General features: G+C 40.5%; 10 protein-coding genes. 4 read left to right on the plus strand and 6 right to left on the minus strand.

Features of this window, described 5'->3' with window-relative positions; translation table 11 throughout:
- Positions 1 to 624 precede the first annotated feature (624 nt).
- The 5 genes from NRL14_RS10035 to NRL14_RS10055 form a co-directional block, all read right to left on the minus strand.
- Positions 625 to 1890, minus strand: a complete 1266-nt coding sequence (locus tag NRL14_RS10035; RefSeq protein ID WP_149605306.1) for a LysM peptidoglycan-binding domain-containing protein — start codon at positions 1888 to 1890, stop codon at positions 625 to 627.
- 133 nt (positions 1891 to 2023) lie between these two features.
- The gene (locus NRL14_RS10040) at positions 2024 to 3472 is read right to left on the minus strand and encodes a tetratricopeptide repeat protein (protein WP_306724564.1); all 1449 of its coding nucleotides are present in this window, start codon (positions 3470 to 3472) and stop codon (positions 2024 to 2026) included.
- On the minus strand, positions 3459 to 4757 hold the full coding sequence (locus tag NRL14_RS10045) for an NTPase (protein ID WP_033030507.1): 1299 nt from the start codon (positions 4755 to 4757) through the stop codon (positions 3459 to 3461). The genes NRL14_RS10040 and NRL14_RS10045 overlap by 14 nt, the downstream gene beginning before the upstream one ends.
- A 97-nt stretch (positions 4758 to 4854) precedes the next feature.
- Positions 4855 to 6174, minus strand: coding sequence for a PAS domain-containing sensor histidine kinase (locus tag NRL14_RS10050; RefSeq protein ID WP_306724565.1), 1320 nt, complete (start codon positions 6172 to 6174; stop codon positions 4855 to 4857).
- Positions 6175 to 6176: 2 nt separating this feature from the next.
- Positions 6177 to 7586, minus strand: a complete 1410-nt coding sequence (locus tag NRL14_RS10055) for a sigma-54 dependent transcriptional regulator (RefSeq protein ID WP_306724566.1) — start codon at positions 7584 to 7586, stop codon at positions 6177 to 6179.
- Between the two features lie 225 nt (positions 7587 to 7811).
- Between NRL14_RS10055 and NRL14_RS10060 the strand changes: the two genes are divergently transcribed.
- From NRL14_RS10060 to NRL14_RS10075, 4 genes are all read left to right on the plus strand, one after another.
- Positions 7812 to 9065: an efflux RND transporter periplasmic adaptor subunit gene (locus tag NRL14_RS10060; protein ID WP_306724567.1), complete on the plus strand. Its 1254-nt coding sequence runs from the start codon at positions 7812 to 7814 to the stop codon at positions 9063 to 9065.
- Between the two features lie 11 nt (positions 9066 to 9076).
- Positions 9077 to 9778, plus strand: a complete 702-nt coding sequence (locus NRL14_RS10065) for an ABC transporter ATP-binding protein (protein ID WP_007377361.1) — start codon at positions 9077 to 9079, stop codon at positions 9776 to 9778.
- A 1-nt stretch (position 9779) separates the two neighbouring features.
- A complete protein-coding gene (locus NRL14_RS10070; protein ID WP_306724568.1) occupies positions 9780 to 12176 on the plus strand; it encodes an ABC transporter permease in 2397 nt (798 codons plus the stop codon).
- An 84-nt stretch (positions 12177 to 12260) separates the two neighbouring features.
- Positions 12261 to 14675, plus strand: coding sequence for an ABC transporter permease (locus NRL14_RS10075; protein ID WP_306724569.1), 2415 nt, complete (start codon positions 12261 to 12263; stop codon positions 14673 to 14675).
- Between the two features lie 61 nt (positions 14676 to 14736).
- Here NRL14_RS10075 and NRL14_RS10080 read toward each other — a convergent pair whose 3' ends face one another.
- A complete protein-coding gene (locus NRL14_RS10080; protein ID WP_306724570.1) occupies positions 14737 to 16722 on the minus strand; it encodes a hypothetical protein in 1986 nt (661 codons plus the stop codon).
- Between the last annotated feature and the right edge of the window lies 1 nt (position 16723).

Genomic DNA, 16723 nt, shown 5'->3' on the forward strand with positions numbered 1-16723 from the left:
GAAGTCAAAGCTTCGACCGATGATAGTGTAGCATTTGTTATGTGACTTTCTACCGCTGTGGGCACTAAGACATTACCGGGCTTCAAATTGTAGAGAGCCCGACTAGAAATAGTCGGGCTTTTTTACGTCTGCAGAAAAGTGAAAATAAAAGCGGTAGCCAGAGCCCATGCCGAACTCAGTAGTGAAACAAAACAGCTCGAAGGCGAGCCTCACGGGAGGCCGCCCTGACACAATGATAGTGTAGCATTTCACTGTGACTCTCCACCGCTGTGGGCACTATGACATCCTATTGCGTAGCGCACCGACTTCACATTGTAGAAAGCCCGAATCTAGCGATTCGGGCTTTTTTTACGTCTGCAGAAAATTGAAATATAAGGGAATAGCGAACATTACTCACTCGAGGTCCTGCAGTCACAACTTATGTATTGTGTGGGGCAAGTATGTAGAGCATTAAATGTGTTTTGCTCAAATGTTGCAGTTTTGAATGTATGTATTTTAAAAATGGATAAACCGAATCACTTAATAAATGATATTGGTATGATTGATAAATAATCAAACCATTTTTTGAAGGATATATGGGCTGATAAAGTCATCAGCCCATATATTTAATAATCAGCCAAGTAGTTAGCTATTAGATAAGAATACAGTAAGTTTTTTACCTATTTTTAAATGGTCACTTGAAAGGTTATTCCATTGTTTTAGTTTATTAATACTGACTTTGTAATACTTAGCGATTTTCCATAAGCTTTCGCCTGATTTAACTTTATGCTCGATTTCTTGATCTGCAAGTATAGGGAGTATCAGCTTTTTCCCTGCGCGAATACGATTGCTTTTTAGATTGTTAAAGGCCTTTAGCTGATTAACTGTTATTGCATGGCGTTTAGCTATGACGCTGAGGCTGTCGCCAGATTGAATAGTGTAGTGTTGCCATTGACTGTAATCATTACTTTTTTGATTTGCGAGCATTGCTTTAAACTCTATTTGCTCATCGGCAAGAACAACGATATGAGGCGCATCAATAACTGCTGGAAAGCGGATCACACCGTAATTTAATGACTCGAGTTGTTGCCACTTCTCTTTGTTATCTATGATAACGGATCCCGAAACTGGTATTACCGCAATGGTATTCTTATTTGCTATCGCAGGAAATACCATTTTTTGGCTTTTGAGTAGTTGGGCAGCAGCAAGTAACTTAGGGACATATTGACTTGTTTGTTTAGGTAGTTTTAAGCTGAAGAAATCGGTTGGCTTACCCTGCCTTTTATTGTTTTTAATTGCTCTTAAAACGCGGCCTTCACCTAAATTATAAGCCGCAATAGCATGATACCAATCGCCATCGAAACGTTTGTATAAATACTCCATAAAATCCAATGCTGCACGGGTACTGTCTATCACGTCTTGTCTACCGTCATACCAAGGTGAAATTTTTACTTTAAAATATTTAGCAATAGAGGGCGTTAGCTGCCACAGGCCAGACGCATGTTTATGAGAATAGGCGCTTGCATCAAAATCGCTTTCAATAAGTGGCATTAATGCCAGCTCTATTGGTAAATCTCGTTTTTCTATTTCAGTCACTATATGATAAAGATAGGGTGTAGCGCGGCGGCTAATTTCATCCATATAATTAGGATGAGATAAGTACCAAGCAATACGCTTGTTCACAGCGGGGTGGCTTGAATTAGTAAAGCTTAGCTGCGCGCGAATACGTTGCCAAACATCATCCAGCTCTTTAGGACTTAAAGGCGCGATTTGTTCAATTGCTTTACTTTGTTGATTAACAACAGGATTGGCTTTAATAATTGTTTTAGGGGCTGGTTGTTCTGGTGTTGTCTCACAGCCAGATAAAATAAAAATCAGTGGCAAAATGCCGATATATCGATTTAAAAACACGTAAAAACTACTCCGTAATATAAATGCAGCTAGCTAAAAGCCGGTTAGCTTAACATAGGGAATGTGAGGTGGGGCTAAATTTAAGCATGCTTTAAACTGCTCATTATAGCGACGAGTTAAGGTAACTTGATGATTATAAAGTTTTTAATTTATCTGCTATTTCGTCTGATTGAGTGTGTAGGTGTGTGGATGAGATTAAGTTACCTAGTTGTTGTTCTATTTCTGCCACCTTATTTAAGGATATAGTGAGATCTCTAAGCACTGTTACTGTATCCCCCAAATTAGTTTGAAGTTGCCTGTCGAGCTGTAAGCTTTGCGTATACGCGGCCTTGGCTGAGGGTAAATCCCCGAGTTGCTGCTCAATGTTGCCAAGATTATCAAACGAGACAGACAGGTCCCGCAATACTGGTGGTGAGTCACCAAGGCTGGTGTGCAGTTGTTGGCAAATAGTTAAACCTTGCGTATACGCAGCTTTGGCTGCGGGTAAATTACCAAGTTCTTGCTCAATATTACCAATCTTATCAAACGAGACAGACAGGCCTCGTAATACTTTTGGTGAGTCACCAAGGCTTTTTTGCAATTGTTGGCGAATTGCTAAGCTTTGCATATAGGCTGCTTTGGCGGCGGGTACATCCCCGAGTTGCAGCTCAATGTCGCCCACCTTATCAAACGAGACAGACAGGTCCCGTAATACTTGTGGTGAGTCACCAAGGCTTGTTTGCAGTTGTTGGCAAATTGCTAAGCTTTGCATATACGCGGCCTTGGCTGCGGGTAAATCCCCGAGTTGCAGCTCAATGTTGCCTATCTTATCAAACGAGATAGACAGGTCTCGTAATACTTGTGGTGAGTCACCAAGGCTCGTTTGCAGTTGTTGGCGAATTGCTAAGCTTTGCGTGTATGCGGCTTTGGCTTCAGGTAATTGGCCAATATTACTTAGTAAGTCACCTAATCTATCTAAGGCGATACTCAAATGCCTTCTTCCTTGGTTTGTAACCGTACTTTGCAATTGTTCTATCTTGGCTCTAGTTTGGTAGATAGCTTCATCAAGTTGCACTGATGATAATAGCGGCTCATGTGAAGTTTCAGCTTCAGTTTGTGACAGCTTAGTATTTAATTGAATGTTAAAAGGTAGTTCAATTATTTGTTGGCGAACACTCCAGATATCAGGCGCCCAAGTGACAACATTAGCTGCACATTTATAAGGTAGCTCAATGAAAATAGGGCTCTTTACAATATCTTCCAACTGCGAACGGCGTTTATTTAAAGTTGCTAAGGTTTTGGCTCTTAGCGTATTCCAAATCCCTTCTTGATCTACTTGTGTTAGCGCTATCCAAACGGGAGAATGGCCTGCGTTAGCGTCAAAAATTTCATCAATAACTTTATTTGGTAAATCTGTTTGAGTTTTTGGTTTTATACGGCGTAACGGTTTACTGTGACTGCGCATAAAGTCATCTAGCCGCTGCTTAAGGGCAAAACTCGCTTGAGTATTTTCAACAAATACAAAAAAAAGAGAGAAGTCTTCGTGCCACTCAAGTGTGAGTTTTAACTCTGACCAGATGGCCTCAAAATCATGATTGTGCATCAAAGTAGTCGTTCATAATTGGAGGAACTTGGTACCAAATACTACCATTTTGATAATTTAAAACTAATGAATGGTCAAATAAACGAATAATTGGTGGTAAGTCGCTGGCAAGGTCATTTATATATTGTGCTAGGTTACCGCTGTGCTCTCTGCAATGAATTAACCATTTTCTATCTTGTGCATTTAACCATTGAACATTTTTAGTTTCTTCTAAAATTGCCTGCTTAACAGGAGTGCTATTAACTCTATTTACAGGAAAATTGACTTTACCAAGTACTGCTTTTTTAGTGGTATGGCGTATTAAAGCAAACATCCGACGAACGTTACCACCGCATAGCCATGCAAACTCCTCTATCACGGGCTTTGAAATATAGTTTTCCCACTCAGGAAAGCGTTTTTCTACGACACACACCATTTTTGCTATACCTTCTGGGTTTTTCTCAATTGGCTTTTCTTTTTTAGGTGTTTGCATAACTTTAAAATTAGGCAACGAAAAGCTCCCAGAATAAAATTGATCAATGCTAGGAAGTACAGCATGAATATACGGGGGAACAGTATAAATGACGGTAATATTTTCAAAAGATAATCGGGCAGGAGAGTTAAAAAATAAGTCTTTAAGGGATTCAAATAATACGTTTTCTTGACCGTTAGGTGCAGACAGTCTTTCTAATGAATCAACAACAAGAACAACTTTATCTTGATTGGTATATTGTTTAACTGATGCAGCGACATCGTTTGCAAACTTGATGGCCTCTTGAAAAAACTTATTTGAGCTATTAGCAAATTTTATTAATTCTTGTTTAAAAGTTACATTTTCCTCTAGAGAGAACTCAACCTCAGCCCCTGCTGCTTTTAGTTTAGGTTTTAGCTCTACTTTTGAGTCCATTGCTTTTTTTGTGCGCTCCCAAATTGTTTCAGTAAGGAAGTCATCACCATATGCTTTTTTAACGGCGTGAGATAAGCCTGCTAATGCAGTGAAAATTAATTCAGTTTGAGTAATTGCAGGCTCATTTAAATCTAAAAAAGAGTCTGCACTACAGTAAAAAGCCGGTATGTTTTTTACTTTGAGATCAGCTAATAAACGCTGGAGTTCAGTGGTTTTACCTGCACCTCTAAGTCCAGAGAATAAGTAACAGCCAGGTGTATCTTCCCATTCGATAGCCTGTTTCATATCTTCAACACTGTCGTGAGCATCATCAGGAGCACGATTAACATAGTAATTTAATATATCATCGCGTTTAGCTGTATCTAAAAATGAATTATGAAAATCTCTAGGAGTACTCATCAAATGTCTCATTCGTTTGTGTTCGATCTTAATTAAGGTAAAGATAACACGCAAGATAAATTAGTGTCACTAGATTACTACTGTATATTGATGTGTGTTACCCAAACACACACCTAAAACATGCCCCTTGTGGTTTTTGTACATAAACCAAATCACCGCCGTGGTTGAGCATAATTTGCCGCGACAAGCTCAAACCAATACCCGAGCCTTGTTGTTTGGTAGTAAAAAAGGGCACAAATACCATGTCGATAACATGTTCAGCAATACCAGGTCCGTTATCGCTGACTTCAATGTAAAGCTGTTGTGCGTGATTTTGCGCGAGGGTGAGTTGAATCATTGGTGTTTTATTAGGATTTTTCGCGTTATGTTGGTGGCTTGTGGCGAGTACTTCGAGTGCATTTTTTACTAAGTTAACCAGTACTTGTTCTATTTGGCCGTTGTCGAGCATCACTAATTGTTGGGTATTAAGATTAAGCTCAAAAGTAGTGCCTTGGCTAAATGCTTGCCGCTGATGTAATGCAACTATTTGTGTGAGCACACTAGCTAAATTATAAGGCGCTAATTTAGGTGTAGGTAAGCTACTAACTTGGCGAAAGCGTGCTATAAAATCGCCTAAATGCTCAGTGCGAGACGCAAGTGTAGTGAGTGCTAGCTGCAAGTCTTGCTTATCTTCAAGCTCATCAAAGCACAGCGTTTGTGGTAATAAAGTGGTGCACGTGTTAGCGAGTGATGAAAGTGGCGTTATAGAATTCGCTATTTCGTGAGTTAGCACTTTAGTTAAGCGCTTATAAGCCTGCTGCTCTTTTAACTGCAATTGGTCGTGAATAGACTGTATGCTGACAACGCGGCGAACTTTACCTTGAATTTCGGCGATACTGAGTGCAATTGATAATGTATCTTGCTGTTCACCTGTTTGCCAATGCAGGGTATTACGTACGTTTCGCTCGGCTTTTAAAAGAAGATCACCCACAGCGCCCAATTCACTCAAGTGCTTAATGTTTTTACCTAAAAGCTTACTTACAGCGGGGTTTGATTCAATCACTTGGCCACTGTTATCAGACACCAATACAGCCAAATCGACATGAATTAGTAATGCTTGTAAAAACTGAGCTTGTTGCTCGGCATTAAAGCGTGCGGTTTGCATTTGTGCTTTTACTTGATCGAACTGCTGGCGCATTGGGTGATACTGGCTAAGGCCTAACGTACTATCGCCATTAGCGAGTGCGCGAATAACTATTTCAGCTTGTTTTTGTTGGCGAGTAAATAGTGTGAAAATATGGGCGCTCAACGCAACACCAACCAAGACGACTAACAATAATGTTGCCGAGAAACCTTTATTAATAAGTAAGTAGCACAGTAATGCACTGCAGCTGCTTAATGCGACTAGGTTAAACCCGAGAAAAAAGTAAGGTCGCATGTTTATAATCCATACTTTTCAAGGCGACGATACATAGCACCGCGCGTTAAACCAAGCGCTTTGGCAGCGTGGCTTACATTACCTTGATGATGAGTAAGGGCAGCTCGAACTGTGCGTTGTTCAAGTGCCTCTAAATCAAAAGTATCGTATGAACTATTGCTATTAACGGCTGTATTATTCGCATTATTATTGTTGTTAGCGGTAGCGCCAACCACTGAACTCACATCAAGATTTTCGCCTTCACTTAATATTACCGCACGCTCTATTGAGTGGGCTAGCTCACGTACATTACCCGGCCATGAGTATTGGCAAAGTGATGTCATATCATCTGCTGCAATGGTTAAGTCGCGTTTGTATTTTTGTGAAAAATGATTTAGGTAATAATCTACTAGTAATGGAATGTCGTCACTGCGCTCGCGTAAAGCGGGTAGGCGAATTTCAACAGTATTAATACGATACAGTAAGTCTTGACGAAAGCGACCATCAACGACGGCTTGCTCAAGGTTATCGTTAGTGGCACAAATGAGGCGAATATCAATATCAACTATTTTACTGCTGCCGATCGGAGTTACTTGGCGGTTTTGCAATGCGGAGAGTAACTTAGCTTGATGTTCAAGAGGTAAGTTACCTAACTCATCTAAAAATAAACTGCCGCCTTGGGCAAGTTCAAATTTACCAATTCGATCAGCTTTAGCGTCAGTAAACGCGCCTTTTTTATGGCCGAATAACTCACTTTCAAATAGGTTTTGCGCCACTGCGCCCATATCTAAGCTCAAAAAGGTGTGTTCGCTGCGCATACTTGCTTGATGAATTGCGTGAGCGGTGAGCTCTTTACCTGTGCCACTTTCGCCAGTGATTAATATATTTGCGTCGGTTTGCGCGGCTTTTTCTATGGTATTAAATACTTTCTGCATTGCTGCGCTTTGCCCTAAAAACTCAAATGATGGCGTGTTTAATGCCTGATTAAGTCCCTGCTTTTGGCGAGTAAGTTTACCAACCTGTTGTTTGTCTTTTGCGTGCGAGAATGCAGCAGCAACCGCGCCAAGTAATTGCACATTTTGCCAAGGTTTAGCAATAAAATCAGACGCACCTGCTTTAATGGCATCCACCGCAAGCTGAATATCACTGTAAGCGGTCATCAGTAGCACCACAATATTAGCGTCTTGCTCAATGATTTTTTTGAGCCAATAAAACCCTTCTTTGCCGCTAATCGAATCTTGGCTAAAGTTCATATCCAATAAAATCACGTCAATGGGCTGATCGCTTTCTCGTTGCTTGCTAATAATGCCAGCAATATCAAAGGGATTATCAGTAGTTTTGACGCTTTGATAGTGTTGCTTTAATAGCAAGCGTGCTGCAATGAGAATATCGGGATTGTCGTCAACAATTAAAACTGAGCCTGTGTGTTTCATGGTTTTTATTTTTATAGAGTTTTATTTAGCCTAAAACAAAAAAGGAATAGTGTCCATAAATGGACGCTTATTAAAATAAAAAGTGTTCTATAAACGGACACTTAAAGTATCTATCTGTATAAAGTGTTATTCAAGCTGTTGTAATTAAAGAATAATTAAAGTTGGCATACGCTTTGTAATAGCAATAGGTAATTAGTTAAATTAAACCTGTATTAAGGCGGCAACATGGATAAGAAAATAGAGCGCTCATTTACTCAAAAGTATTTAAAAAAATTCATCTTTGCAACGATGGCCTTAGGTGTTGCGGCGGCTGCGTATGGTTTTACGCAAACTAGCGATACAGGTCGTAGCCAACATGTTGAGCGCAGTAGTCTCACCGTTAGCACAGTTAAACAAGGTGCATTTAAAGATGCCTTAAGCTTACGTGGTCAAGTGGTGCCAAAAACCAGTATTTATCTTGATACTATCGCCGGTGGCCAAGTTGAGGAGCGCTTGGTAGAACAAGGCGAATTTGTAGAAGCAGGCCAGCCCTTGGTGCGCTTGAGTAATACTAACTTGCAACTTGATGTTATGGGCCGTGAGGCTCAAGTAACAGAGCAGCTTAATTTTTTACGTAATACGCAAATGACTATGGAAACTAGCCGCTTAAATTTACGCCGCGACTTATTAGAAATAGAGTTAAAGATTACGCATTTAACACGCCGTTTAAAACAAACTAAACCATTAGTTAAAAGTGGGGTGTTGGCGCAAGATAAATTAGCAGAACTTGAGGAAGATTTAAGTTATTACCATGCTCGCAAAGAGCTAACGCTTGAGCGTCAAAAGCAAGAAAAATCAATACGTGAAGTGCAAGTTGCACAGCTGTCAGACAGCGCTAAAATGCTCGAGAAAAACCTTCAATTTGCTCGTCGAAACCTCGATAACTTATTAGTAAAAGCACCGGTATCAGGTTATTTAAGCGAGCTTGATGTAGAAATTGGTGAATCAAAAAGCAGCGGCGCACGCCTCGGACAAATAGATATTCCTAACGAGTACAAATTAGTGGTGCGTCTTGATGAGTTTTATTTAAATCAAGTTCAGCGCGATATGGCCGTGATGATTGAACTTGATGATGACGTGATTACTGCCAAAGTGAGCAAAATTGATAGCCGCGTACAGCAGTCTCAATTTCAAATCGAAGTGGATTTACCAAGTAACATTAAAAGTATTAAGCGTGGCCAAAGTATTGACCTTGAGTTGATGCTTGGCAACAACAAAAACAATGCCTTATTGCTTAATCGAGGCGCATTTTTCACAAACTCGGGTGGTAATTGGGTTTACGTAATTGAGCAAGGTAGTGATAAAGCACTGCGCCGTGATATTCGTTTAGGTAAAAAAAATCAACATTATTTTGAAGTGCTTGAAGGGCTAAAAGCAGGGGATCAAGTAATTACCTCTAGCTACAGCAACTTCGAAAAAGCACAACAACTACAATTTTAAGGATAACAATAATGATTAAACTAACTAATTTAAGCCGTGTATTTCGTACTCAAGATGTTGAAACAGCTGCACTAAGCAATATTACTCTAACCGTAAAAGAAGGTGATTTTTTAGCAATTATGGGCCCATCTGGCTGTGGTAAATCAACCTTATTATCTATTTTAGGCATGTTAGATTCGCCAACAAGTGGAAGCTTTGAGTTTGCAGGTACTGACATTGCAGGTTATAGCGAAAAACAATTAGCAGAGTTACGTAAAGCCTCGATTGGTTTTGTATTTCAGAGCTTTAACTTAATTGATGAATTGACAGTTTATCAAAATGTAGAGCTGCCTTTGCAATATCAAAAAATTTCAAAAAGTGAGCGTAAAGAGCGTGTTGAAACCATTTTAAAGCGAGTGGGTATTGATCATCGAGGCGATCATTTACCGCAACAGTTATCGGGTGGTCAGCAGCAGCGAGTGGCAGTAGCGCGAGCTTTGGTGATTAACCCTAAGCTAATTTTAGCTGATGAGCCAACGGGTAATTTAGACTCAAAAAATGGTGATGAAGTAATGGCAATGCTCCGCGAATTAAATAAAGAAGGCACCACGGTAATTATGGTTACGCACTCTGATAAAGAGGGTAATTACGCAGATCGTTTAGTACGCCTACTTGATGGCCAAGTGATGCTTGATAAAGCAAATAACGTACAACAAACGGTGGAGGTTGCATAGCATGTTTGTAAGTTACTTTATTACAGCGCTGCGTTCGTTCAAACAGCAAAAACAACATTTTATTTTAAATGTATTAGGTTTAAGTATTGGCTTAGCTTCAGCTATTTTAGTGGCGTTGTTCGCACAAAATGAGCTGTCTTACGATAGTCAGCAGCCACATGCTGAACGTGTTTACCGCGTAGGCCAAGACTTCTCGAAGTTGGGCTTATTTGTGATCCCAATCTTCAATTATTCACAAGGAGCGAAGGCAGTCGAGTATAGCCAAGTGGAAGAAGTCTTTGGTTTGACTATGGTGTCGATGACTAGAGAGGCGATGGTTGACGTACAGTATCGCGATCAGGGTTTTAAGCTCAGCGATTTATATGGAGCAACTCCAAATATTGAGAATTTTATCAATATGAACACATTGGCTGGCGATTTAAAAAATGCTATGAGTACACCTGGTAGCCTAGCATTGAGTGAGTCTGAAGCACTGCGTATTTTTGGTTCTGTGAATGTTATTGGTAATACGCTACAGCACGAACAAGGGCAATATACTGTACGGGCGGTGTTTGCGGATTTACCAAGCAATACTCACTTTGCATTTAAAAACCTAGTGTATGTAAAACATGACCCGAGCAACCTTATGATGAATAGTAGCTACGTTTATATGCGTTTAGCGCCACAGGCCGATCCAATCGCACTTGCGGATACACTTTCTAAACAATACTTTAATGGGCAAATGGCGGGGCAAATTGCCATTGAATTTCACCCACTATTAGACTTACATTTAATAGCCAAATCACCATTTGAAATGAAAGCGGGTGGCGCAAAGCAAGTCGTAATGATTTGTGCGGGTTTGAGTGTGTTGCTTATTTTAATTGCGGGCTTTAACTTTATCAATATGACGGTGGCGCAGTCCACAAGGCGTGCTAAAGAAGTTGGGGTGCGTAAAGCACTTGGCGCAAGTAAAGGGCAGTTAGTAACGCAATTTTTAGCTGAGTCTATGTTGGTTGCGTTATTGTCGATGATTACTGCATGTGTATTAGTAGAGCTGTTATTACCGAGCTTTAATCAGTTAGTCGATCGTGAGCTAGTCGTAATTTATTTTTCAGCCTTTGGTTTGGGTATTATGAGCGTGGTGATTGCTGTAGGCATACTTGCCGGTTTGTACCCTGCATTGTTTATCTCATCATTTAGCGCTAAACGAGTATTAAGTGGCGATTTACAACGAGGCAGTACAGCTACTTGGGTGCGTAAAAGTTTATTAACCCTACAAGCTTCACTGGCAATAGGCCTGATCATTGCCTCGATTACGTTATTAAACCAATTATCTCACTTACAAAGTCTTCCTTTAGGCTATCAAACACAGCAACGCTTAGTGGTTTCAGAGTTGCCAGTGCAATCGGTATTTACGCAGCAGCCTAGCGCACTCATTAATCGCTTGACGGCTATTGATGGCGTAGAGCAAGCAACGATTATTGATACCCGTTTAACCGTTTCAATTAATAATACATTACAGCCAACTTGGCCCAATGGAGAATCATCAGGTGGAATAACCCCTGTGATAGGTTCTGGTTTTGATGTCGTAAAAGGGCTAGGTCTTACGCTCATTGCTGGTAGAGACTTTAGCCGTGAGTTTTCCTCAGACTGGGCGACGCGAGCAAACGGGGTTACAACGGTTGGTACAATTATTACAGAAACCGTTGCCAAGCAGGCTGGTTATAGCAATGTGGCTGATATTGTTGGACAAACAATTAAAGACACAGGGCGTAATGTGGATATGCGGGTTGTCGGTGTTGTAAAAGATGTAAAAATTGGTAATGCACAAGATGCAAATTCTAACATTATGTTTTTATGTGGCTTTAACTATTTAGCACCGGTATCTGAAGTGATTTTAACAGTTAATTTGCAAAAGCTCCCAGCTATAAAGCAAGAAGTGATCGCAGCCTTGGCTGAGGTGTCTAATATTTATGAGCCAAAAATAAACCTACTAGCTGAAAACTATAAAGCGGTTTTAAAAGCTGATGAGCGTGTTTCTCTTGTGGTACTTATTTTTACGGGCCTTGCGGTATTCTTAACCTGCTTGGGTACATTTGGTTTAGCTTCATTTGCCACAATTCGTCGCCAAAAAGAAGTGGCGGTACGCAAAGTACTTGGCGCATCACGTATTAGTATTATGAACCTACTGACAAAAGAGTTTTTAATTTTAGTATTGGTGAGTGTAGCCATTGCATACCCAATAACCTATTGGCTGGTGGGTGATTGGCTCGCTAACTTTAATGAGCGTGTTGATCAAGCGCTGTGGGTTTATTTAATTGCAGCTCTTAGTGTTGCAGTAATTACTTGGCTCACGGTTGCAAGCCTTGCATTTAAAGCTGCAAGCACACGGCCATCGCTTACTTTACGTTATGAGTAAATAAAATTTATTAGTCAAAACCATGGTCTATCGGAGTAACAGGTAGGCCATTTTTGGGTGAGAACAAAATCTTATAGGTTAGATATGTTGATATCACATGTAACAACAGCATTTAGAGTATTTAAGCAACATAAGCTTTATTCGTTATTGAGTGTCTCTGGGTTAAGTATTGGTCTTGCCGCAGCTCTGTTAGTGGCTTTATTCGCAGAGTATGAATTGTCGTTTGATGAAATGCAGCCCGATCACCAGCAAGTATATCGTCTGCATGTTGATGTAAAGGTACCGGGTTTAGAAGAGATTCCATTAACCGTTGTAAGCATTGCGCAGACAGTGTTTTCACGTAGTGATGTAAGCGACTTATTGGTGCTGGCAGATGTGGTCGATAGTGATTTATTTACTGATCATATTAATGTTGCAGGGCAAGTATTTAAGTTGCGTAATTTATATGGAGCATCGGCCAATTTACGTGATTTTATTCATCTAGATGTGATGGCTGGCAACCTTGAACAAGTGCTCTCAGAACCCAATCAAATCGCCTTGAGTGCTAGTGAGGCTGCGAGGTTATTCGGCAGTGTTAGCAATGCGTTCGAACAAACCTTATTGATGGGCGAGAAAAGAGTCACTGTGCGTGCTGTTTTTGATGATTTACCCGATAACAGCCACTTTTTGTTTCATGCTTTAGTGTCTGTTGATTTCACCGAACATAATGATATATCGAGTTATGTTTATCTAAAAACTCAGCAAGGAGCTGATTTAAAAGACATAGAAAAGCAGTTAGCTAGTCGTCTTATCGAAAAATATCAGATAAAGAACAGCCAACTTGAATATCGTTTAGTGCCGATGCGAGAGGTGTACTTTAAAGCCCATTCGCCATTTGAATTTAAACCTGGCGGGTCGGCTTTTTTAGTGAACTTGAGCCTGATATTGAGCGTGTTACTACTCGCCATTGCTGCAGCCAATTACATTAATATTGCGGTATCGCAATTACTTTATCGCAGCAAAGAAATTGCCATGCGCAAAACCTTGGGGGCGAGTAAGCGACAATTAATACTGCAATTTTTGTTAGAAGCCTTGCTAATGGTGACCCTTGCTACGGTGTTAGCGTTGTGTTGGGTTGAGATGTTATTACCAAGTTTTAGTGGCTTTGCAAACCGCCCATTGCTGCTAGTTTGGGGTTGGTCACAATTGATAGCTGTATTGGGTGTGGTGTTTTTATTGGCTTTTATATCTGGTGCTTATCCGGCTTTTTGTGTCGCACGCGCACCGCTAAAAAGTTTACTTGCAGGGCAATTGCAAACAGGTCAGGTGGTGCGTAAAGGTCTGTTAGTATTTCAAGCAGCCATGGCAATGGCCTTAATTGTTTGTACTATGGTGAGCTTACAACAGTTAACGTTCTTGCAAAACTTATCGCTTGGTTATGATGCGACAGATCGCATTGTGATACACGATTTAAGTAGCAAGCAATTGATGGAAAAAGAACATGCGATACTCAATGAGATCCGAGCGTTGCCCGGTGTAGTGCAAATAACTACTACTGACACAGACTTAACCGACAGTATTCTTGAAAGCTTTTATTTCCGATGGCCAAACGGCTATGAGGAAAGTGAACTGCCACCGACCATAGGCACAGGTTTCCATGCCGTTGAAACCTTGGGTTTGACACTACTTGCAGGCAGAGACTTTTCACCACAGTTCCAGAGCGATTGGTTGCACTCTACTAATGAGCATACTGGGGCGCAGCAGGGCGAAGACAACCCTCAAGCAATGGCTATTTTGGTTACCGAACAAATGGCAAAACGTGCTGGTTACGATAATGTGGATGAGGTGGTAGGTCTGCAAGTTCAGGGGCTTTATCGCAACATTAATGCAACCATTGTCGGTGTGGTAAAAGACATTAAAGTCGGCTCGGCGAAAGATGATTGGCTACCTGTGTCATTTTCAGCAGGGTATAGCTCACAATCAACCGTTCGATTAGTGATAAGGACCGAACAAGCAAACTTTCCTCAGTTATTTAATCAGTTACGCCAGCTTTTAAAGCAGTTTAATTTAACCGCCGATCCACAATTTAGCCTGATGCAGCAAGACTTAGCCAAGGTTTATCGCGTCGAGCATGACTTATTTGTGCTCATTCGAAATTTCTCTGTGCTGGCCATGTTTTTAAGTTGCTTAGGTTTATTTGGACTTGCAGCGTTTGCAGCGAAACGTCAGCAAAAGCAATTAGCCATTCGAAAAGTATTGGGTGCAACCCGTTTAAGTTTAGTTAATCTACTTGCCCGTGAGTTTTTAATCATGGTGTTCGCAGCGGCGGCAATTGCTTTGCCTCTAGCTTATTGGCTAATGGATAATTGGTTGCAAGGTTTTAACGACCGTATTGAGCAAGCCATTTGGGTATATGGCGTTGCGGCGCTTGTGGTCGCACTCTTTACTTGGCTCACGGTTGCAAGCCTTGCATTTAAAGCTGCAAGCACACGGCCATCGCTTACTTTACGTTATGAGTAAATAAAGCTCCGTGAATTAAAAAAGGGTTAGTGAATACACTAACCCTTTTTTATCATAAAGTTTATTGATACGAAATGTAATACCCAGGTACATGTGCTTGGGTATACAAATGCCCGTCAATGTATGAATCTTGTATTAAAGTTCCAATATTTGCAGCGTTAATACGCATACGAGCCACCATTTCATGGACTGCTTCAGCTGTAAAAACGTCTTCGACAGGAGGGTCGCCAACAAAATTAGTAAACCACGGAAACCAGCTATTATCATTGCCACTTACGCTTTGGTCGGGGTGGTAGATACCGCCCTGCCAGCGATCAAATTTCAGACTTTCTAAACTAAATAGGCCAAAGTTTGCTTGCGTCATACATGCATCAGCGGCTTGGTATTCAGGGTAGCCAGAACTGGCAGCAAACTGATTGCACACATTGTGTGGAAGGTTGCTGGTATTTGCTGCAGAATATTCTACAGCTCTAAACATAACAGGACGAGAAGAGCTACCTGCGGGGAAAATAATATTTGCCGCAACAGGAGAATTCCAACGTTCATTATACATCGCAATTGATAGGCCTAAGTCCTCTTTGTTTATTGCAACGTTATTTTCATGTGTCCATGAGCCGCCAGGATCAACAGGAGTGCCGCTGTTATCGAATATTGTTCCATGTTGGTTTGCCTCCAGTTGGTTAAGTAGGTTTGGCGTTGTATTGTCGACAACCGTTACTGGGATCATGCTACTAGCTGCACTAGGTGTATAATTTGTAGTTGGGTTGTTCAATGCTTTCCAACATAATAAGCCATAACCATAGCCGTCATTTATCATCGGGCAGTTTGCCATATTTGCAGATGATTGGTTGCTTTGATAAGTGTGATTAACCGATGCAGCTGCGGCTTCACCTGTACCTACTAATACTCCCCACGATTGAAGTGTTATTTGTGCATACGGTAGTTCACTTTCTGGTAAATAGAGTGTGGTGCTAGATATTAAGTTAAGCGCTAAATCGAACTCATAGAGCACTACGGGGCGCATTCTATTTTGCTTTTTCTTAGGGTACTGGGCTATCACGGTTTGCTTTGAAGGTGGAGTTAGGTACTTATCACTCACTTGTGCTAATAAATAAATCTGATTTTTTGATATATAGCTGCTTATAAATTTGTTTACGTGCCAAGTTGATAGCTCGCGAGACTTTATAATTTTTGCATTATTATCAGTCAGCTGTAGAGTACTATCTTGTTGCAAAAGCCATGTATTTTCACTCAAACCAATTACTTTAGTATGCTCAAAATTATATTGATTTTGTTGATCATGATTCAGTGTATTTATGATGGCATTACTATTTACTTGGTAGCTAGAAAATGATGTTTCTTCATTGTGATACTGATGTAAAGGCGCCGAATATTGACCAAATAAAGCGGTTAATTCAATTCTAATAGTGTTATCTAATTCTTTAACAACCCACTGATCTTGCGCCTGCTGGTGGAAAGTTATTGGAGTGTATTGACCCTCCTTATCTACACTGTATGCCTGCCATGTTGTTTCACACTTTGATATGCATGACTTAGACGAGCGAACAAGGGCATGTTGTTCCTGTGAGATTAGAGAATCTTGTTCGTCTTCAAATTTGAACCGTAATGGTGTGCCTTTTTCAGCGATCTCGAAAGAAAAAAGAATGCGCCGTTGGTTACCGCTAACATGCAATGTATTGTGATTACTCTGGCCTAATCTGAGTTTGGAATAGGTATTTGATGTGTGTACTTTATCTGCTTTACCTAAAAAAGCTGAGCCATTATTTTGTTTATGGCTTTGCTCTCCTTCTTGGAGTTCTAAAAATTGTAAACGTTGAATACACGCTTCTTCTTTACAAGTTTGTAGCTGTATTTTACGTTGCAGGTATGTAAAATTAAACCAAGGTGTTTGAGCTAAATAGCTTTCTTGGTTTGCATAAAATAGTACTGGTAGAGTACTTGTATCGAATTGTTTTGCTATTGCTGCACAATGCATACTGGTGGTTATCGTAAGCGCAGTGATAAAAAACGTGAGTAGTTTTTTCATA

This window comes from Pseudoalteromonas sp. 20-92 (assembly GCF_030847595.1).
GTDB classification, from domain to species: Bacteria; Pseudomonadota; Gammaproteobacteria; order Enterobacterales; family Alteromonadaceae; genus Pseudoalteromonas; species Pseudoalteromonas fuliginea.

Coding starts and splice junctions, on each gene's coding strand:
- NRL14_RS10045 (WP_033030507.1), bottom strand. CDS start 4,757: ATGAGTACTCCTAGAGATTTTCATAATTCATTTTTAGATACAGCTAAA.
- NRL14_RS10065 (WP_007377361.1), top strand. CDS start 9,077: ATGATTAAACTAACTAATTTAAGCCGTGTATTTCGTACTCAAGATGTT.
- NRL14_RS10050 (WP_306724565.1), bottom strand. CDS start 6,174: ATGCGACCTTACTTTTTTCTCGGGTTTAACCTAGTCGCATTAAGCAGC.
- NRL14_RS10060 (WP_306724567.1), top strand. CDS start 7,812: ATGGATAAGAAAATAGAGCGCTCATTTACTCAAAAGTATTTAAAAAAA.
- NRL14_RS10080 (WP_306724570.1), bottom strand. CDS start 16,722: ATGAAAAAACTACTCACGTTTTTTATCACTGCGCTTACGATAACCACC.
- NRL14_RS10070 (WP_306724568.1), top strand. CDS start 9,780: ATGTTTGTAAGTTACTTTATTACAGCGCTGCGTTCGTTCAAACAGCAA.
- NRL14_RS10055 (WP_306724566.1), bottom strand. CDS start 7,586: ATGAAACACACAGGCTCAGTTTTAATTGTTGACGACAATCCCGATATT.
- NRL14_RS10040 (WP_306724564.1), bottom strand. CDS start 3,472: ATGCACAATCATGATTTTGAGGCCATCTGGTCAGAGTTAAAACTCACA.
- NRL14_RS10075 (WP_306724569.1), top strand. CDS start 12,261: ATGTTGATATCACATGTAACAACAGCATTTAGAGTATTTAAGCAACAT.